Origin of the sequence: Desulfuromonas sp. AOP6 (assembly GCF_009731355.2) — a bacterium.
Lineage (GTDB): Bacteria > Desulfobacterota > Desulfuromonadia > Desulfuromonadales > SZUA-540 > SZUA-540.
Window position 1 is genome coordinate 2,681,680 of record NZ_AP022810.1, and the last position, 19,612, is coordinate 2,701,291.

General features: G+C 57.1%; 15 protein-coding genes. 6 read left to right on the forward strand and 9 right to left on the reverse strand.

Translation table 11 applies throughout. The features are described from left to right. Positions 1-119: 119 nt before the first annotated feature. The 6 genes from AOP6_RS12640 to AOP6_RS12665 form a co-directional block, all read right to left on the reverse strand. On the reverse strand, positions 120-632 hold the full coding sequence (locus tag AOP6_RS12640) for a chemotaxis protein CheW (protein ID WP_155877108.1): 513 nt from the start codon (positions 630-632) through the stop codon (positions 120-122). A 96-nt stretch (positions 633-728) separates the two neighbouring features. Continuing rightward, a complete protein-coding gene (locus tag AOP6_RS12645) occupies positions 729-2,918 on the reverse strand; it encodes a methyl-accepting chemotaxis protein (RefSeq protein ID WP_213194594.1) in 2,190 nt (729 codons plus the stop codon). Positions 2,919-3,047: 129 nt separating this feature from the next. Then, positions 3,048-5,288, reverse strand: coding sequence for a methyl-accepting chemotaxis protein (locus AOP6_RS12650; RefSeq protein ID WP_213194595.1), 2,241 nt, complete (start codon positions 5,286-5,288; stop codon positions 3,048-3,050). A 403-nt stretch (positions 5,289-5,691) separates the two neighbouring features. Beyond that, the gene (locus AOP6_RS12655) at positions 5,692-7,890 is read right to left on the reverse strand and encodes a methyl-accepting chemotaxis protein (protein WP_155877110.1); all 2,199 of its coding nucleotides are present in this window, start codon (positions 7,888-7,890) and stop codon (positions 5,692-5,694) included. 494 nt (positions 7,891-8,384) lie between these two features. Continuing rightward, positions 8,385-10,079: a sigma-54 dependent transcriptional regulator gene (locus tag AOP6_RS12660; RefSeq protein ID WP_155877111.1), complete on the reverse strand. Its 1,695-nt coding sequence runs from the start codon at positions 10,077-10,079 to the stop codon at positions 8,385-8,387. Next, the gene (locus AOP6_RS12665; RefSeq protein WP_213194596.1) at positions 10,054-11,985 is read right to left on the reverse strand and encodes a response regulator; all 1,932 of its coding nucleotides are present in this window, start codon (positions 11,983-11,985) and stop codon (positions 10,054-10,056) included. The genes AOP6_RS12660 and AOP6_RS12665 overlap by 26 nt, the downstream gene beginning before the upstream one ends. A 277-nt stretch (positions 11,986-12,262) precedes the next feature. Here AOP6_RS12665 and AOP6_RS12670 point away from each other — a divergent pair, with 277 nt between their 5' ends. The 5 genes from AOP6_RS12670 to AOP6_RS12690 all read left to right on the forward strand — a co-directional run bounded on the left by AOP6_RS12670 (position 12,263) and on the right by AOP6_RS12690 (position 15,268). After that, a complete protein-coding gene (locus tag AOP6_RS12670) occupies positions 12,263-12,442 on the forward strand; it encodes a 4Fe-4S binding protein (protein WP_155877113.1) in 180 nt (59 codons plus the stop codon). A gap of 33 nt (positions 12,443-12,475) precedes the next feature. Further along, positions 12,476-13,183, forward strand: coding sequence for a 16S rRNA (uracil(1498)-N(3))-methyltransferase (locus AOP6_RS12675; RefSeq protein WP_155877114.1), 708 nt, complete (start codon positions 12,476-12,478; stop codon positions 13,181-13,183). 292 nt (positions 13,184-13,475) lie between these two features. Then, positions 13,476-13,781: a hypothetical protein gene (locus tag AOP6_RS12680; RefSeq protein ID WP_155877115.1), complete on the forward strand. Its 306-nt coding sequence runs from the start codon at positions 13,476-13,478 to the stop codon at positions 13,779-13,781. 149 nt (positions 13,782-13,930) lie between these two features. Next, positions 13,931-14,884: a DUF1207 domain-containing protein gene (locus AOP6_RS12685; RefSeq protein WP_155877116.1), complete on the forward strand. Its 954-nt coding sequence runs from the start codon at positions 13,931-13,933 to the stop codon at positions 14,882-14,884. 33 nt (positions 14,885-14,917) lie between these two features. Then, a complete protein-coding gene (locus tag AOP6_RS12690; RefSeq protein WP_155877117.1) occupies positions 14,918-15,268 on the forward strand; it encodes a DsrE family protein in 351 nt (116 codons plus the stop codon). Positions 15,269-15,282: 14 nt separating this feature from the next. On the opposite strand, the gene AOP6_RS12695 is transcribed toward AOP6_RS12690, so the two are convergent. Continuing rightward, positions 15,283-15,969, reverse strand: coding sequence for a YkgJ family cysteine cluster protein (locus AOP6_RS12695; RefSeq protein ID WP_155877118.1), 687 nt, complete (start codon positions 15,967-15,969; stop codon positions 15,283-15,285). Between the two features lie 182 nt (positions 15,970-16,151). Between AOP6_RS12695 and AOP6_RS12700 the strand changes: the two genes are divergently transcribed. Then, on the forward strand, positions 16,152-16,334 hold the full coding sequence (locus AOP6_RS12700) for a hypothetical protein (protein WP_155877119.1): 183 nt from the start codon (positions 16,152-16,154) through the stop codon (positions 16,332-16,334). A gap of 91 nt (positions 16,335-16,425) precedes the next feature. Here the strand turns inward: AOP6_RS12700 and AOP6_RS12705 are convergent, their stop codons facing one another. Further along, on the reverse strand, positions 16,426-17,328 hold the full coding sequence (locus AOP6_RS12705; protein ID WP_155877120.1) for an Mrp/NBP35 family ATP-binding protein: 903 nt from the start codon (positions 17,326-17,328) through the stop codon (positions 16,426-16,428). A gap of 419 nt (positions 17,329-17,747) precedes the next feature. Beyond that, the gene (locus tag AOP6_RS12710) at positions 17,748-19,595 is read right to left on the reverse strand and encodes a GAF domain-containing sensor histidine kinase (RefSeq protein WP_155877121.1); all 1,848 of its coding nucleotides are present in this window, start codon (positions 19,593-19,595) and stop codon (positions 17,748-17,750) included. Between the last annotated feature and the right edge of the window lie 17 nt (positions 19,596-19,612).

A 19,612-nucleotide genomic window follows, 5' to 3' on the forward strand; every position in this document is an offset into this window, starting at 1 on the left:
CACATCAAAAGCCTGTCAAAAACCTGTCTGGGCCTGTCCCGGGGGCAGGGTGCGCACGCCCAGGGTTCTCAACGGCATAATCATCCGTGATCCGCGTCGGCTTCCGGTCGTGAAGTCTTTTAGGCCTGACTGACGGTATCGAGCTGCTCGAGCTCGTCCTCGTACAGCAGACGGCTGACATCGAGCAAAATTTTGACTTCTTCGCCCACCTTGCCCATGCCCTGGATGTAGCGGTTCTTGCCCCTGTTGCTACTGGGGGCGGGTTCGATCTGTTCGGCCGGAATTTCCAGAACCTCGCTGACCTCGTCGACCACCAGGCCAACGCTCTTGCCGTCAAGATTGACCACGATGATGCAGGTTCGCTCATCGTAAGGACGGCTGGGCAGGTTGAAACGCAGGCGCACATCCATAACCGGAATGACTTTGCCCCGCAGATTGATGACACCACGGATAAAGTCGGGCATATCGGGGACGTCGGTGATCTTCTGGATACCGATGATCTCCGTCACGTGCCGGATTTCAATGCCATAACCGACCTCAGCCAGTTGAAAAGTCAAAAACTTGCCTTTGAGGGTATCTTCATTGTCAGCCAGATGATCCGCTATATCCCACTGCGATACAGAACTTGCCATGATTCGCTCCTTAGTCGGGCTAAAGTGATGGGCCGGCAGCCCAAGCTACCGGCCATTTAATGCAAAAACTATGTCAAAAAGTTTCAAGAATAAGATCTACTCGCCCCAGCCTATCTGGACTGGCTCCTCGGCGGAAGCGGATTCCACTCGGGCTCGGTGCTCCTCCTGCAGCTTGAAGTGGGTCAGCATCTGCCGCAACTGCTCGGCCTGTCCGGACAGCTCCTCGGCGGCCGCCGCGCTCTCTTCAGCGCTGGCCGTATTCTGCTGGGTGACCTGGTCGATCTGACCCAACCCCTGGTTGACCTGGGCAATCCCCTGGGCCTGTTCGTTGCTGGCGGCGGCGATTTCAGCGACCAGGTCGGTTACCTTGGTGATACCGGTGACGATCTTGCCCAGAGCCTGTTCAGTCATACCGGCGATTTCGGCGCCGTTTGCAGCCGCCTTGACCGATCCTTCGATCAGTTCAGCCGTTTCCCTTGCTGCCGTGGCACTGCGGGCAGCCAGGTTGCGCACTTCTTCAGCGACGACGGCAAACCCCTTGCCGTGCTGGCCCGCCCGGGCCGCTTCCACAGCCGCGTTGAGGGCCAGCAGATTGGTCTGGAAGGCGATCTCGTCGATCACCTTGATGATCTTGCTGATGTTCTGGCCCGATGCGTTGATGGAAGACATGGCGGTCACCATCTGCTGCATGCTGGCATTGCCCATCTCGGCGTCCTGGCGAACCTCGCCGGCCATCCGGTTGGCCAGGGTGGCGTTTTCAGCGTTCTGCTTGGTCTGGGAGGCCATCTCGGTCATGCTGCTGGTGATCTCCTCCAGGCTGGAGGCCTGCTCGGTGGCTCCCTGCGATAGAGACTGGGCCGAATCGGAGACCTGGGCGCTACCGGAAGCCATCTGCTGGGCGCCGTGACTGATATCGCCGATCACCTCGGTCAGGCTGCGCACCATCTTCTGGAAGGACAGTCCCATGGCATCCTTTTCCGACGCCATGGCGACCTGCACCCGCAGGTCGCCTGACGCAATGGCTTCGGCTTCTTCCGCCTTGCGGCGCAACGATGCGACCATGGTCTGCAGCGAATGCATCAGATCGCCGACTTCGTCCCTGGAGGTCGCCTGGATATCGTGATCCAGGTCACCCAAGGCGACGGATTCCGTCACCTTCACCGCCCGCTGCAGTGAGGAGGTTACACCCCGCGCCACCAACACGAGAATACCGAGGATGATCACCAGAGAAACAAACAGACCGCCCCCTAGACGCGTGCGGATAGCACTCTGGGCCTCATCGGCCCGGGTCTGCATGCCGGCGATCATGCCCTTGACTTCCTTCATGTCAAAAGCGAGCACCATGACGCCGACGGGCTGGCCAGAATAGTCCGGAATTGGAAAGGCCTTGATGAAATAGCCATCGGCCTCTTTTTCCACCTCGGCCGTGACCGCCGCCTCCAGCAGGTCGGAGTTCACCACGACATCGGTAATTTCCTTGCCGGTGGAGGTCATAAAGACGAAATTATCGCCGACGGGGGGGTTCTTTTGAGGATCTTTCAGGCCGGTGGCAATGGAGAGCATGGACGAGTCCATATAGACCGCCATCTGATAGTCGTCACTGACATGATTGGCCTTGAGCAGATTGTCAAAGGACAACAGGATCTCGCAGGAGCCGAGATGACGGCCATCGCTTGCCGTTATCGGGGCGAGGCCGCGTATGGAGAAACCTCCCCGCCCGACCTCGATGCCACGTATCGGCCGGTGATCACCGCTGTTGATCTCCATGACGGTCTTGCGAAAGGAGGAAATATCGTCCGATATGTCGATCTTTTCGCCATTGCGACGGGTCTGCCAGCCGTCCCGCCACACCCGCGCGAGACTGCGACCGTTGGGCAGATGGAAGTGAAGCTGCAGCTCCTTGATCCCCGTTTGGCGGGAAAACCCGGTCAGAAAGGGCTTCAGTTCGCGACGGAGAAGCTCGCGGGCCTGCTGTCCCTTGGGGTCGGCCTCATCGTTGATATTACCCGACAGAGCGATTTCATAGGCCTGTTGCACCACGGGGATTTCGGAAAAAAGCGCCGTCATCTCCAGGGCCTTGCTGCCGACCTCTCCGATACCGTCGGTAATGGCCTCCTGCCGCTCTTTGGCCCGCTCCGCGAGAGAATGGGTGGCATAGTCCTGCACGCGGTCCTTCTGGCTCTGCACCAGAGCACCGATCATCGCGGTCACCGCAACAAAGGCGATCAGGGCAAAAATCCCGAAGGATGCCGCCACGGGGACAATAAACTTGGTCTGAATTTTCATGGAACCTCCTGCTTGAATACGGTTAAAAACTGTTCCGCTCCAACTTTTTTTGCTGATTATGGCGGGGCTGGCCGGGACATGTCTCAGAATCGTGCCATCATCCCTGTGTCTGCCACCCAGCTTTCCGCCTCAATATCGGCCGTACTCGTCATCGTCCAGCGAGATGGAAACCCTGGGCGCCACTTTTTTCGGCGGCGCGGCAAGAGAGGGCCGAACTGACGACTGAACAGAGGGATGACCTTGAACAGCCTGGGGCAGAACAAGGGACGTTGTCCCCTTCTTGAGCTGGAACCGCCGTAGCATCTGCTGAAGCTGGGAGGCCTGTCCGGACAGCTCTTCCGCCGCCGCCGCGCTCTGCTCGGCATTGGCTGTGTTCTGCTGCGTCACCTGGTCGATCTGTCCAAGCCCCTGGTTGACCTGGGCAATACCCTGGGCCTGTTCATTGGACGCCGCGGCAATTTCAGTGACGAGATCATTGACCTTGGTGATGCCGTGGACTATTTCCGTCAGGGCACCGGCGGTCTTATCAGCAATTTCGGCACCATTCTCGGCCTTCTTAACCGACCCCTCAATCAACGCGGCCGTCTCCGAGGCCGCTCTGGCACTGCGGGCCGCCAGATTACGAACTTCTTCAGCGACCACAGCAAACCCTTTGCCGTGCTGCCCTGCCCGGGCTGCCTCCACAGCCGCATTGAGGGCCAGCAGATTGGTCTGGAAGGCGATCTCATCGATCACCTTGATGATCTTGCTGATATTCTGACCCGATGCGTTGATTTCGCCCATGGCCTGCATCATCTGCTGCATCTGCAGGCTACCGTTTTCGGCGGCACCCTGGGCCTGGGTGGCCAGAGTGCTGGCTTGTCCGGCATTCTCGGCGTTATGACGAATCTGCGACGCCATCTCCGTCATGGAACTGGTAATCTCTTCCAGACTCGCGGCGCTCTCAGTCGCCCCCTGAGAGAGGGACTGGCTGCTGTCCGAAACCTGGGTGCTGCCGGAGGCGATCTGCTCGCCAGCCAGCAGAATCTCACCCATCAGCTGATTGAGATCTTCTTCCAGAGCCTTCAGGGCACCGCGGATCGCGTCATTTTCATCCCGTGGGGTGATGGTGTAGGTCAGGTCTCCCTGGGCCAGACGCTGCAGAGCATCGACCACTTCATGCTGCAGGCTGTCGGCAAAGGCATCCATGGTGCGGGCCATGTGGCCGAACTCGTCACGTCGATCCAGGTTGAGGCGCCCATCGAGATGTCCCTTCTCCATTTCCGACAGCATATGGCTGACCGCGTTGAGGGGGCGCAGGGTACGACGGGCGAACAGGGCCGCAAGAATGGAAGCCGCCAGGGCGATAACCACAGCGCCCACCAGCATGGACGTGCGCAACTGTCCAAAGGAACGTTCGATGACCCTGGCGGTGGCCAGAAACTCGTCTTCCGGGATACTGGCCCCAACCACCCAGTCATAATCGGGATAATAAGTGTAGCGGACAATGGTCTGGTGGATCTTGTTGTCAAAAGGGTTGGTTACTTCGACGCGCTCATCGAGAAATTCACCCGGCTGCGCCTGGACGGCCCTTTCCACCATGTCCTGGATATAGGCACGTCCCTGCTGATCGGTGGCCTTCAGCATGTTTTTGCCATCATTTTTACCCCCTGGGGAAATAACGAACACCCCTTTGTTCTCTCCTGAACCTGTCAGGGCCCAGACGTAGCCATTTTCACCAATCTTGACAGATTTCAGCAGTGTCTTGAGATCCTCCATCTCGCGACGCTCACCCTCGACATCATAGAGTGATTCCAGCTCATCGATGAAAACCCCGGGAGCAATGATCAGGTCGAGGGGTGCGAAGTAGCGGTAATAAACGGCCTTATCCCGCTTGGCGGTAACGGCATGATAGGTGATGAAACCGTCTTTCCGCTGTCGCATCTCATCGATATGCGCCTGACCTGACAAGTCCTTGCCCTCGCTGGAGGGATGGATGGTCAGAACCCCCTGGCTGTTCATCCCGAAGGCATAGCCCGTCTTGGCAATTTTGTCAGCAAGAAGGATGTCACGGATGCGCGGCCAGTCCTGCTGCGGCGTACTCTGAGCATAGATGGCCTCAACCCGGGCCAATTGATTGTCCGCCGTGGAACGCAGATAATTTTTGACGGCGGTAGCCCTCTGCTGGGCAATGGCGTTCTGCTTGGCTTCGGCCAGGTTCAGGGCACCGGCAATGACGTAGTCGAGGCTGGTACGACCCACTTTCTGCGCCTCTTCCGTCGCTTGCCGACGGGCATCGGCCGAATTGAACTCGGAAACAACGAGAATTGCCCCGAGAGGCACCAGGACCGCCAAAACGACCATGGCAATGAGCTTGAATTTGAAGGACACGGGGTGTAACTCCTTTTTTTGAGATGTCAGGGTTGGGTCATATATAGAATCCCCGTAAGAGGAATCGACCTGACCCCTATTACAGCAATAGGAGTGCCAACCTCTCAAAACGGCCATAAAACATGTTTTTTCAGTAACTTGCGAGACAAGGACCGCTACCGGAACGAATCAACCAAAGTTGACAAACCACGATAGATATTTCTTTTTTTTGTATGATATTAAATAGATGGAAGATCATAACCCAAGTTATAGGCGCAACCCAGGTTGCCGGGTTCCAAAAAAGCGGGAAAGGGGAGGAGACGGGGAAGCCTGCTGGTGAACAAACCTGTTGTCGATCAAAAGGAGGGGGGGCATGAAGGGCGCAACGGGCAGGGAACAGAATCCTGCCCGTTGCGCTCAGGTTTCAATAGCGACCGAACTCGCCATCATCGAGAGCAATAAAATCCTGGGGGGTTGGATGATTCGTCGCCGCGAGAGCCGGCTGGCGCGCCTCGCGCCGAGCACCTGCCAGATCTTCCCAGGCGATAGCGGCCGGGGCGGAGGACTCCTCGCCGGCGAGTTCCTGGGCATCGTCCCGCAACATGAAACGCTCCAGCATGTGGTTCAGTTCGGCTGCCTGGGCAGAAAGCTCCTGGGCGGCTGCCGCGCTCTGCTCGGCGCTGGCCGTATTCTGCTGGGTGACCTTATCGATCTGATCAAGACCCAGGTTGACCTGGGCGATACCCTGCGCCTGCTCTGTGCTTGCCGCGGCGATTTCCGCCACCAGTTCATTGGATTTGGTGACGTCACTCAGAATCTCTTGCAGAGCCTCGGCCGTGCGGCCGGCTATGGTCGAACCGTTTTCCGTCTTCCTGACGGTTCCTTCAATGAGAGCAGCCGTTTCCTGGGCCGCCTTGGCGCTACGGGCCGCCAGGCTGCGCACCTCGTCGGCGACCACCGCGAACCCCTTGCCATGCTGGCCCGCCCGGGCAGCCTCGACGGCAGCATTCAACGCCAGCAGGTTGGTCTGAAAGGCGATCTCGTCGATCACCTTGATAATTTTGGAGATATCGTGACTGGCACCGGTAATTTCGTCCATGGCCTGCACCATGGCTCCCATCTGTTCATGTCCCCGCCCCGCCGCCTGGCGGGCGGCTTCGGTCAGCTGACTGGCCGCATTGGCATTTTCAGCGTTCAGGCGCGTCTGGGAGGTCAGCTCATGCATGGAGGCGGAGATTTCTTCGAGGGAGCTGGCCTGCTCCGTCGCTCCCTGGGAGAGGGACTGACTCGAATCGGAAACCTGGGCGCTGCTTGAGGCAATGCGCTCTGCCGCAGAACGGACTTTCCACAGCGACAGATTGAGCTTCTCACTGACACCCTTAAGAGCCATGCGGGTGGAATCTTTGTCATCACGGGGTTTGGGCTTGAAACGGATATCCCCCTCCGCCAGTTTGTTGAGGGTCACCAGCAGCACATTCTCAAAGTTTTCCGCCAGAGCATCCATGCTGCGGGCCATTTGTCCCACTTCATCCTTGCGTCCTTTGAGGTTCAGGCGGTGATAATAGCGGCCCCTCTCGATTTCGTCGATCATCTCGGCGGCCTTGCGGATAGGAATCGAAAGGCCTCTGGCCAGGACGAAGCCAAAACCCAGGGCCGCCGCCACGCCTACCAGCACGGTACCGACCATAAGGAGGGTCGACCGGGTTTCCAGCGTCGCGGCTTGTGTGCGGGACTGGTCCGCCAGGCGTTGGTTGAGACCAACCAGAGCCTGGAGTTTCTCTTTGGCCCTTTCAAAAGCAACCATTTCGTCCCCGAAGGCGACCTTGGCGGCAGATCTCAGAAGTTCGATGTCCGCCCCGATGATGAGCTGAGCCATGTCGAACTGGTCAACAAGTTCCGTGAAGGCCGGTTGGACTTCCTGTTGAAAGACTTGGCGCGCTTGGGCGTAGCGGCCCCGCCCGAGATGGTCGTTAATGACGGCAGCGCCATGATGGAGCTGTTCGTGCGGCTCGAGAAATCCTTCCATGACCTCGACGAGGTCGGGATTCTTCGCCTCAAAGGTCTTTAGCCAGGCACCGAATTCACAGCGGGCGGGATCGACCTGCCCAGCGAAAACTTGCCGCCGGTCAATGGCTCTGTCCAGATCATCGACCCAGGTCACGTGGTCCAGCTTGCGACTGACCAGAATCGTCTCGAGGCGTTCGATATCGTCATCCTTCACCAGAACCGTCATCTCGGTGACGGTCACATTGGCTGTTTTCCATGCCTCCCAGGCCTGCTGAAACTCCTGCCAGAGTGCCTGCTCGGCCGCCGTTTTTTCCAGGGCCTCAAACCGACTGAACTCCTCTTCAGCCTGAGCCCAGTAACGGCTGAGATTCTCCAGCTCCTGGAGGCGGTCCTCCCGGCTGACGCTGGGGATAAGCAAGGTTCTTTCCGACGTCGTGATGGCATTCTGCAGTTCAGCCAGGTTTCCCACCGTTGAAACCGCGGGCAGACGTACCTGGGCAATCTCCTGCACACCTTCATTGGTCTTGTGCAGCCCATACCAGCCGACACCGCCAACCAGGGCGGCGATGACGGCCAGCAGGGAAAAGGCGCTCATTAATTTACCGAAAATCGTCATGATCCACTCCTTTCCCTTGAGGCAAGGGATTCTTATTCTTTGTAACTGTCTTCAGCTGGCCAGAGTAACGGGAATAAATATCACACTCGTTAAAGTGCCCCCCGCAGAAATAGATAGCGGCCTCGGCCGAACTGCTCGTCAGGTTGGCGCAGTGACAGGTAGCGTGAGGTGTTTTCACCAAGGGACATATTTTCCCTGAGCGCGGGTTGAGGGCTTCGTTCATCGGGTTATCCGTCCTTGGGGAAGAGGTGTCGGGCAGCGCCTTCAGGCGATCTGTCAATACAGACCTCCAAAAGTCATGCCGCTTTTGCATGGACACTTCATCTATCTCTAAAGAACGGTCTACTGCGCGATTTAGGGGGTATGGTGCCGTGAAAAAGGACGAACCGAGACAACGGCCGGAGATTTCCGGCGGAAAGAGAGTCGACCTTCTGTGCCAGTACAGCGCTGCCGTGGTGGCCACAGCTGTGCCATGGCACAGAAGCCGGAGTGGCTTACTCCTGAATATCCAGTTCTTCCATCTTGCGGTAGATGGTGCGCCGGCTGATACCGAGAAGCCTCGCCGCCTTGGCCTTGTTCCAGCCGCATTTTTCCAGCGCCTGCCGAATAGTATCCACTTCGTTCTCATCCTCCCGCAGATGACGACTTCTCGCGCCGGGAATATGCGTATTCAGATCGGGGGGCAAATGCTCCGCCAGGATGTGGGCACCGGGGCAGAGGATAAAGGCGTGCTCCATGACATGTTCGAGTTCCCGCACGTTGCCGGGCCACTCATAGGACATGAAAAAGCGCATGACCTCGTCGGAAATTCCCCGGATATCCCGCTGGAAACGTCCATTGAAGCGCTGGATAAAGAAATCGACGAGCATAGGGATGTCCGTGCGCCTTTCACGCAGGGGTGGCAGGGGGACAGTAACGACCTTCAGGCGATAAAACAGGTCTTCCCGGAACTCGCCTCGCTTGATCTTTTCAGGCAGGTTCTGATTGGTGGCAGCCACCACGCGGACATCCACGGCAATGGGCCGGGTGCCACCGACCCTTTCTACTTTACGATCCTGCAGAACACGCAGCAGGCGAACCTGCATGGCCGGCGAAATGTCGCCAATTTCATCCAGGAAGATGGTGCCGCCGTCCGCCATCTCGAATCGTCCCGCCTTATCGCGAATGGCCCCGGTAAAGGAGCCTTTGACATGGCCGAAGAGTTCACTTTCAAGCAGATTTTCCGTCAGGGCGGCACAGTTGACCTTGACCAGGGGTCCCTGTCTTCTGGCCCCCTGGTAGTGCAGAGCATCGGCAATGAGTTCCTTTCCCGTGCCGCTTTCGCCGGTTATCAGCACCGTGCTCGGCACATTCGCCAGCTTTTCCAGCAAGGCGTAAACCTCCTGCATGCGATCGCTGCCGCCCACCAGTTTATGAAAGGAGGTGCGCTCCTTGAGATCACATTCCAGGGTGTGCAGGCGGGTCTCGTCCCGAATGACGAGTACGGCGCCATACATGGCACCCTCACCGTTGACCAGGGGCGCCGTGGTGGCTGACACAACCTGTGCCGGCTTGCCGGGACGCTGGCACTCAAAGCGGGGCAGGTCGATGGGCGCCTTTTTTCCCAGGGTTTCCTCGAGAGCGTCTCGACAGCGGCCCTGACAGTCGAGAGAGAGGGACTTGAAATCCTGCCCGCTCACAGCTGTATCAAAACCACAGAGGCCTGCGGCCGCCTCATTCATACGGACAATGTGCATCTGGGAATCGACGGTGACGATCCCTTCGGAAACACTATGGAAGATCGCGTCAAGATCGGCCTGATACCTCTTCTTTTCGTCGTTGATACTTTTGTAGCGCAGAGCCACCTGGGTCGTTCGCAGCAGAATGTCCTGGGTAACGGGTTTGGACAGGTAATCGAACGCCCCCAGCCGCACCGCCTCCCTGGCGGTCTCCACCCCCGGAAAGCCTGTAATCATGATGACCGGCACATCGATCCCCTGCGACCTGACTTCCTGCAGGATATCGATACCGCTGTCACCGCCCAGAAGAATGTCACTGAAGATGAGATCGACGCCCCCAGCCGCCAGCCTGTCCATGGCCTCCGTATAATTGGCCGCCGTCTCTACGGCATACCCCTCCTCGACCAGGAAGCTGGAAAAAGTAAAGCGGATGCTCTCCTCATCATCAATAATCAGTATCTTCTGAGCCATCTTGGCAGTCTCCTTTCGCAGCGACAGCGGGCAGATCCATCACGACCCGGGTATATTGTCCTTCTGCACTATCAAAGACAAGTCGACCATCATGGTCCCTGACAATGCCATGGCTGATGCTCAGCCCCAGGCCGGTTCCTTTGTCGTGCGGTTTGGTTGAGAAAAAGGGATTGGTGATACGCTCGATGATATCCAGTGGAATACCGGTACCCTGGTCGTACAGGGTCATGCGCACAAAAGGACGACCACCCACGCAGATCGTTTCTCCCGACAGGCGCAGGAGCTTGTCCTGATGGGCTCCGGCATACTTCTCGTTGAGGGCGTAGCGGGCGTTGCTGATCAGGTTGAGAAAAACCTGCTGAATCTGCTGTTTCAGGGCAAAAACCGGCGGAAGACCCTCAGTCAACTGCAACTCGAAACGGATACCGTCCTTGCGCAGCTGTGTTTCCACCAGGGCCAGCGAGTCGGCGAGAATCTCCTCCACGGCAACGGGAGCTTTCTTGTCCTTGCGTTCGCGGGCAAAGGAGAGCAGGTTGCGGACGATGGTGGCCACCCGGTCGCTTTCTTTGATGATGCGCAGGCTGATGTCCCGCTCCGGGCTCTGCTCCGCCGCCTTGTTGGCCAGAATCTGGGCGTAGTTGATGATCCCGTTGATGGGGTTGTTGATTTCGTGGGCGACTCCGGCAGCCAGCTCCCCTAAGGCGGCCAGGTGCCCGGCCCGGATCGTTTCGGTCTGCAGGCGGATTTTTTCGGTGATGTCGTGAGCCAGCTCGATGACGTTGCTGACCCGCCCCATCTCGTCCTTAATGGGAAAGGTGCGCATCCCCCAGATGCGGCCATCGCCCGTGGGCATGTGTCCCGACTCGGTCTTGCCGCTCTTCAGACTACGGATGGCGTGGCAGTCATCGCAGGGTGCGGCGCGATGGTGCCAGACTTCATGGCAACTCTTGCCGATCATATCGGCCGGCCGCCCTTTAATGGCCCGGGCGGCGCCCCGGTTGGCCCAGAGAATTTTCAATTCGGGGGTCAGCACCATGAGGGGATCAGGGATGCCGTCAAAAAGGGTTCTGAACTGTTCGAGCAGGCGACGATTTTCCTTTTCGCTCTGGCGCAGGCTCTCCTCCGCCTTCTTGCGCTCGGAGATGTCTCGGGCGATAGCCAGCACCGTCTGATGTCCACTCAATTCGAAAAGGTGGGCATTGATCTCAAAGGGGATGACCTGCTGCTGTTTGGTCAACACGTCCAGCTCCACGACGCCGTGACGCTCGCGCAGCACTATGTCGGCCAGACGATCGAGCTGTGCCTTGGTTTGGCTTGTGACAAAGTCTGCGGGGGTGAGCGCCTGAAGTTCTTGGCGGGAATAGCCCAGTTTCTGGACAGCAACCGTGTTGGCCTCGATGAAACGCCCCGGCTGATCCCCCTGGTGAAGTTGATACACACAAATGACATCATTGCCGCTGTTGAACAAGGCGCGGTAACGTTCCTCATTGCGCTTGAGATCTTCCATGGCCCTGCCGGCGCGCAACATGTAGCGGATGCGCTGCCCCAGAATCGGCCATTTGATGGGCTTGGTGACAAAATCGGTGGCGCCGGCCTCATACCCGCGCCGGATCGACTCCACATCATCCAGACCCGTCATCATAATGATGGGGAGGCCACCGCTCCCCTCTACTTGCCTCATGGCGGCACAGGTTTCGAAACCATCCATCTTCGGCATGACCACATCCAGAAGCACCGTATCGGGCTTATTGCGAGCAAACAGAGCCAGACCCTCTTCGCCATCGGCAGCCTCATTCACAGCAAAGCCTTCGGCCTGCAAAGCTTCCCGCACCAGGCGACGGATGATGCGATCGTCATCAATGACCAGTATGGTTGATTGTCTCGACTCTTGCGGATCATGCAGCATAGACTCAATCCCCCTGAAATGCCCTTCGTCCACTCTGTTGATTGTTAACCAATTTCCACCGATATTCCAGAAAAACCTTTTGTGTCGTCTTATGGCAACCATGTGTTCATTTTTAAAATATGTTCACTTTTTGCAGAAGATACAAAAAAGATTACAACATGGTCTCCCTTGACCCTTTTTGCGCCATGCTTTAAGATCGCCAAACCCGACTGGACAGGGAAGATATTCTTCTCTGAGCCAATGCCGCCACGATCAAAGAGAAAGAAAGGGTTTACCTATGAGGATCGCCGTTAATCCTGACTTGTGCCGGGGCACAGGTGACTGTGCCAAAACCTGTCCCATGGAAGCCATCACTCTCCAGGGAGGAAAAGCCCATATCGACATGGGCCGCTGCGACCTCGATGGCATCTGCATTGCCGCCTGCCCTGAACATGCCATCCAGTTCATCGAAGACTGACACGCTCGCTGACTCATCGGCCGATTCGACGCTATGAACCTCATCCTGCTTTTCGAGGAAGATTTTATCTCCTCCGATATCGTGCGGCTTTCAGGAAGGCGACAGCAGCACATCCGCGAGATTCACCGTGCCGGTGAAGGGGATACCTTATGTGTCGGCCTGGCCGGAGGCGACATAGGTCATGGCCAGATCCTCAACTTGAAGGACCGACTCGTGGAGATGCGGGTCTCCTTTGAGCGACAACCTCCCCCGAAACTGCCTCTCACCCTCGTGCTGGCCCTGCCCCGTCCCAAGGCCCTCAAAAGGATTCTTATTGCCGCCACCTCTTTGGGTGTTGAAGAGATCCACCTTATCCATTCCTGGCGGGTGGAAAAGAGTTTTTGGCATAGCGACCTGCTGAAACCCGAAGCCTTGCAGGAACCCCTGATTCTCGGGCTCGAGCAGGCCAAGGACACCCACCTCCCGTCCATTGAACTGCATCGCCTTTTCAAACCTTTCGCGCAGGACATCCTCCCCGGTCTCAGTGCCAATTCCCAGCGTCTGGTCGCACACCCCGTCGCCGAATCGCCCTGCCCCCGCAATGTTGGTGAAAGAACAACGCTTGCGATAGGGCCTGAGGGGGGGTTCCTCCCCTATGAAGTGGAACTTTTGGCGGCAGCAGGTTTCAAGCCCGTCCATTGCGGCCCACGTATACTCAGGGTTGAAACGGCTGTTCCGGCCCTGATTTCAAGGCTTTCCTAGCGCCTTTCCCGAGGCCCCGTGCGCCAGGCCCCGGCGCGAACCGACACACAATTGTAACTTTTCGCGCGGATTTGTTTGAAAGACTGACCTCGCCATAACACTCTCCCTCCGCGAGTGAAGCAAAAACTTACCATCCTACCATTCCATTCCCGTTATTATTTCAAACACTTGCAAAAGTTTGCATCAATTCTTGGCCCTCACCTTTAATGAATAAACGAACGGCCAGCCTGACTGGCACGACTCTTGAGAAAGGATTAAGGCAGCATGAATAACTTTCTGAAAGGTGACGCCCTTGAACACCACGCTGGTTCAGCTCGGATTTTTACTCATCGCCCTGTTTATTGTCTCTTCAGGGGTGGGGGTATTCATAGTTCTTCGCCGTGTTCTGGCTAGCCGTCATCGCAGAACAGACGACGTGATTGGCGCCGCTGAAAAAACAAACTTCCATGAAAACTGCTTAGCTGAAAAAGACGCGGGAGAAGCCGTCCAGACGGAACTTGTAACGTGCTCCTTTTGCGGCACCAAATTCTTATACCGTAAAAACCATGGCACATCCGTCGCCTGCCCCAATTGTGAAAGGCCCTATTCCAACAGATAAGTCTGAAAACATACGACCTCCCTTAAGATCAGTTCTCCTTCCTGGTCCAACGTTTCTTCATTTCATCAAAATGTCCCGGCTCCTGTCCTTTCCGCGCGGTGAAAATCTGTTAGGCTTTTCCTGAACACCCATTGACGAGGGGATTTTTTATGGCTCAACACCCGGGTTCCCACTGGAATACTCCCGGACGCAGGCCGGTGAGGTTTTTACTATCTTTCCCGGTAGCGACACTGTTCCTTTTCGTCCTGATGATTCTTGGTCTGCCACGGGAAGGTTCTGCCGAAAGACAAAGCACAGGCGGCCCCACCCTTAGTTTCGACTCAGGGGCACAGCTGATCCTGGGCCCCGAAGGGGATCCTTATGCTGCCTATCAGGCCGATCTTCACCGGGCCGCCACGGGCATGCACTATCTGACCGTCGCCCAGGCCGATATCCCGGACTCCGGTTCCAGGCGCTTCAACCTGCAGGCAGGGGGCCGTTTTGGTCTGCTGCGTTTTGTACCGGCGCAGGCGCCGCACCGACCCTGGCAACTCAGCTTTGAAGGCGGCCTTGACGCTCAGTTTGATATCGAACACTCTCTGGACAATATCGGCTGGGACGGCAATTACGGTCTCGTGATCACGACAACCCTCCAACCAGGGACGAATCTCAAGTTGGGGGTGGTCCATACATCCAGCCACCTGGGGGATGAATATATGCAACGCACGGGACGTACTCGGATCGGCTACCTGCGTGAAGAAGTACAACTCGCCGTCGATCAGAGGTTTGGGCCATGGACCCGCATCTATTTCGAGGGCGGCTACAGTTATGCCAAAGGAAGCAGTGATGTGGAAAAACCAGGACGGCTGCAGACAGGAATAGAGCTGGAAAAAACGCGCCCCTTGGGGCCAGGACGGGCAGGCTGGTACCTTGCCGCCGACTTTTCCGCCATGGAGGAAAGAGACTGGCAGATCGACACGGCCTTGCAGGCAGGCTTCATTGCCCGTTCAGCTACCCGGGCCTGGCGTCTTGGCGCCACCTTTTACCGGGGACGGCCCACGCTGAGTGAATTTTTTGACAAAACGGAGACCATGGGAATTTTCGGCTTATGGGTGGATTTGTAAGAACCGGACACGGGACAAAAACAGGAGGTCTTAATGAATAAAAAAGTCGCTCTGGTCGCTTTTAACGGCGATTCGACCTGCTTCGTGCATGTACTCTTGAATGCCCTTGACTTTCATCGGAAGGGCTACGACGTAAAAGTGGTGCTGGAAGGAAACGCCACTCGCCTGATCAGGGATCTGGCCAGTCCTGACCATCCCCTCGCGACGCTCTATGCGAGGACGACACAGGAGGGCCTTATCGACTGTGTGTGCAAGGCCTGTGCTGCCAAAATGGATACCCTGTCTATTGCCGAAGCACAAAAACTGCCGGTCTGCTCAGACATGTCGGGGCATCCAAGCCTGGCGGACTACGCCTCCAGAGGATACCAGATCATCACTTTTTAGGCATGTCGCCACGGCTAGCCACAGGGTATCGGTTCCCCCTGCAGAAAGGCCGCCATCCGTTCGGGTTCCTGCAGAAGGGTCCAGACAGCCACAGTCAACTTGACGCTGCGGCTGTCCAGATTCAGCCCGGCGAGGGCGGCGCCCAGGCCGCGGAAAGTGGCATCCATGAGGGTTTTCTGGAAAAGGTTGATCAGGACGGTCCTTTCTTCGCCCAGCGCCTTGAAGGCAATGGCCTCCCGGCAGTCTTCCGCATTGGCGGAGGTGATAGAGCGGCAGATCAGCGGACGCACCGGATAAATCGCACAGGCGCCCTGGTCGGTCAAAAACGCACAGGATTGTCGCAGCAGAACGCGGTCATCATCATCCAGCCAGAGAATGCGGGGGTAGAGGGATTCGAGGCGAGCGATAATTTTGGCGACCTCCTCCTCGCCCATCGACTCCTTCAAATGAGTAATGATCGCGGCGGCCTCAGGCAGCAGGACAGCGACGTTGACGGCACAACAGGTTCCGCACCCGGCTGTGCAGGCGATATGCTTCTGTTCGACAGGATCCATATGCCTGGCCAAGGTATCCTCTGCCAGCCCATAGAGTTGACTTACGCTATGCCAGCAATCTTTAAAATTTTTCGCACCGCTCAAAAGATCGCGGGCCCTCCTTTCTATCGACTGTTCGTACCCCTTGAGATCAAAAGCATCAGACATCGACAACTCCCTGGGAGAGAAGAAACTAAAGCCCTATTTTCAATCCTAACGGAACAGAGCTCTTTCACCAGGGCCAAAAGGCATTTTTCTCCAAATCCTGAGGATTTTCTTTCCGGACTTGCCAAACCGGGGAAGAATGGCAAAATGTCTCTTCAGGCGATAAACAATGAGGAGAAAACCCCATGAAGCTGGAAATTGCCTTCGAATGTCCACAATGCCAAAAAAGCGTTGCCCAAAACCTTAACGACTACGCTCCCGGCACACGCCGACTCTGTCCATCCTGTGGCACGGATACGATTCTGACCCCGGACGGCCTTCAGTCTTTTCGCGCCAGCCTGGAATCCTTCTGTCGACCGCCGCACTGAACCTGCCGAAGGGACATCCGAAAGACAAAAAACCCCCGGTCGCCATCGACCGGGGGTCACCATCTATTTTTGAAAAATTCGAAGGAAAGATTCAGGCCGTTCGGCCCACCAGCTCCTGGGCAATATGCCGCAATACTTTGCTTGTTTCCGAGTCGGGGTTGGCCAGCACGACGGGTTTTCCGCTGTCACCGGCATTGACCATCTCCGGATCGACAGGGACCGCACCGAGGAAAGGAGCGCCCATTGCCTCGGCCATCTGCCGACCGCCTCCTTTTTTGAAGAGGTCGATCACCTCATTGCAGTGGGGGCAGACGAAACCACTCATATTCTCCACCACGCCCAACAGATTCATCTTCAACTGATGGCAAAAAGTGATGGACTTGCGCACGTCATTGAGGGCGACTTCCTGCGGAGTGGTGACGATGACGGCCTGAGCATCGGCGCCAAGAAACTGGGCTACGGACAGCGGTTCATCCCCGGTTCCCGGCGGGCAGTCGACCACGAGATAATCCAGATATCCCCATTCGACATCGGCCAAAAACTGCTGAATAACACCTGCCTTCATGGCGCCGCGCCAGATGACCGCGTCCGTGTCCTGCTCCAGCATGAAGCCAATAGACATGACCTTGAGCCCCTCATAATTGACGGGGAGCATGGCATCTCCAGCCTCGGTGATCTTCGGCCTTACCCCTTCAAGACCCAGCATCTTGGGGACGCTGGGCCCGTGGATATCCACGTCGAGCAGACCGACCGCCTGCCCCTGTTGGGCGAGAGCCATGGCCAGATTCACCGCCGTCGAGCTCTTGCCCACGCCCCCCTTGCCGGACATGACCAGAATTTTGTTGCGGATATGGCCGAGACGCTGCTCCATGAGCAGCCGACGCTCACGCTGTTCGGCAGATTCACCGGGCCGGGCTCCCGCCGACGGGCAGCTTTTCTCGGCACATCCCGACTTATCCCCACAGCTGCTGCAGGCGTTATCTGAATGGCTCATCGGTAATGATCCTCCCTTTCTCACACGCTATTGTCGAAGACGGCGCACAAAAAAATCTCAACGGGGAGCGTTAACACCCGTGAGACACCAACAACAGCCGCCGCCATAAAAAGAAACAGGGCAAAAACGCGATCCTTGTTAGCACTTTCCCACAGGACCGTCAAGAGCAATTCTCACCGTTTCACGGGTGAACATTCAGGGGAAAACCAACCTGAACGATAGGGGTCGAAGAATTATTTTCATCTTTTTTTTAGAGAAACCGGAAGGGCCTTGAAATTCTTCGGGCGGAGGACTGCCAGGATTAGCATGGTGGAACTGAGGAATATCAAAACCGCTGACCTGTGCCTTGCAGCCGCAGCGCCCTACCAACTGAGCTACAGCCCCTTCATGTGGTGGCCTCTGCGAAACCCGTCCTTTTGTCAGCGCAGCCGCGCCTCATTTCCTTCACGGCAGGGGATACGCAGGATAAAGAGGGCGCCTTTCTCGCGATTCATAACTTCAATCTCCCCCCGGTGAAGTTCGACGATCCGATGGGATATGGAGAGTCCCAGACCAGTCCCTTCGCCCTTGGTCGTGAAAAATGGGTTGAAAATATTGCGCATGACTTCATCGGAAATACCACCGCCGGTGTCTTCCACCTCCACGGCGACAGCAGACTCTCCGCGCAAGACGGTCGGATAGGCTCGAACAGTCAAGGTTCCCCCCAGGGACATCACCTGCCGGGCATTGGCGACCATATTGAGCAGTACCTGTCTAAGTTTCTGGGCGTCTCCCTGAACTTTGGCCAGATTGTCGGTCACCTCAACCTTAAGCTCGATGCCCGCCGCCAGAATAGCGTTATTTTCCAGGTCGACGACTTCATCAATGATCCGGATCAGGTCACACTCGACAAAGCAGAGCATCTGCTTTTTGGAAAAGGCGAGGATGTTGGTGAGCATTTCCTCCATCCGACGCACTTCCCGGGCAATAATCCCGGCATATTCCCGGTCCCGACTGCCCTCGGGGGCGTGTCGACACAATCGCTGGGCGAAACCTCCGATGGAGACGAGAGGGTTGCGCAATTCGTGGGCAACGGAAGCCGCCATCTCTCCCAGAACCGCCAGTTTTTCCCCCTGAATCAGGCGCTCCTGTGTTTCCCTCAGATCCTGGTGGGCGCTCTCCAGCCGATGCAGTAACATGGAGTTTTCCATGGCGGCAGCGGCCTGGTTGGCGAAGAGTTCAAGGAAGCGCAAACGTCCAGGTGTGATATCCTCATGACTGTCGGGGTTGTCGACGACGACGACGCCAAGGACGCGATCTTTTCCAAGCAGGGGCGCGCAGGCATAGGCTTTCAGCTCCAGGGCTGTGGCGAAAGCTCTATCAGAACCTTGCAGCGAGGTGGAATCGCGGATCAGGACGACCTCGGTGTCAGCCACTGCCCGGGCCAGGGCGTTGTCTTCGGCGTCCAGAGGAAGCCGCTGTTTCAGAACCTGCCGGCAGAATGCTGTACGCCTTTGCGCTTCCTGCACTTCCGCACCCATGCGAGGGTGCGCCCAGCTGTCCAGGCCTTCCGTTTTGGGCAGGACAAGCTGCGCGGCCCTGCGTGTCACTCCGAGCATTCCCTGGAGCGTGCCGCTGCGTTCATTGACCGTAAAGAGCATGGCCCGCTCGAAACCTCCCCCCTCTTTGACCGTCGCCGCCGAAAGGATGAGATGCACCAGCTCGTTGAGCCGCAAAGTGCTGTGCATGGCGCGAGAGATACGATAGAGAAGGGAAATCTCACGAAATTTTCTATCATTTTCTGCAGAAAGGGCCTTCATTTGACCGAGAGCGGAGGCTTGCTCTTTTTCAGCTTCCACATCGTGATGAAGCTGAGCCAGGGAGGCGAGTTCTTCGGAAATGGCTTCGAGCAGAGAAAGATCGCCTTCGGAGAGTGTGGAACCCGGGAGAAGTTCCACAGAGAGGACACCGTGCTCCCGGTAGCGGGTGACAACGGCAAAAACAGCCTGCGCACCCTCCGTCCTGGCCTGGCGGGTACGCAGGACTTCACCCTGAAGAGTCTCTTCAAGAGGAATATGACAATCATGGGAAGACGGTGGGCTGGAAGCGCGGAGAACACGAGAAAAACGATCACCCCGGGCATCCAGAAAATACAGGGAAGCCTCGGCCAACCCCAGGGCACGAGTAAGATAGTCGAGAATTCCGTGAAAACAGGCGAGGTGATCGGCCGCCCCGCAATTGGCAAGGCGGACCACATTGCGCAGCACGTCAAAGGAGTCACGCATCATCGGCACCGTTTCCCGAA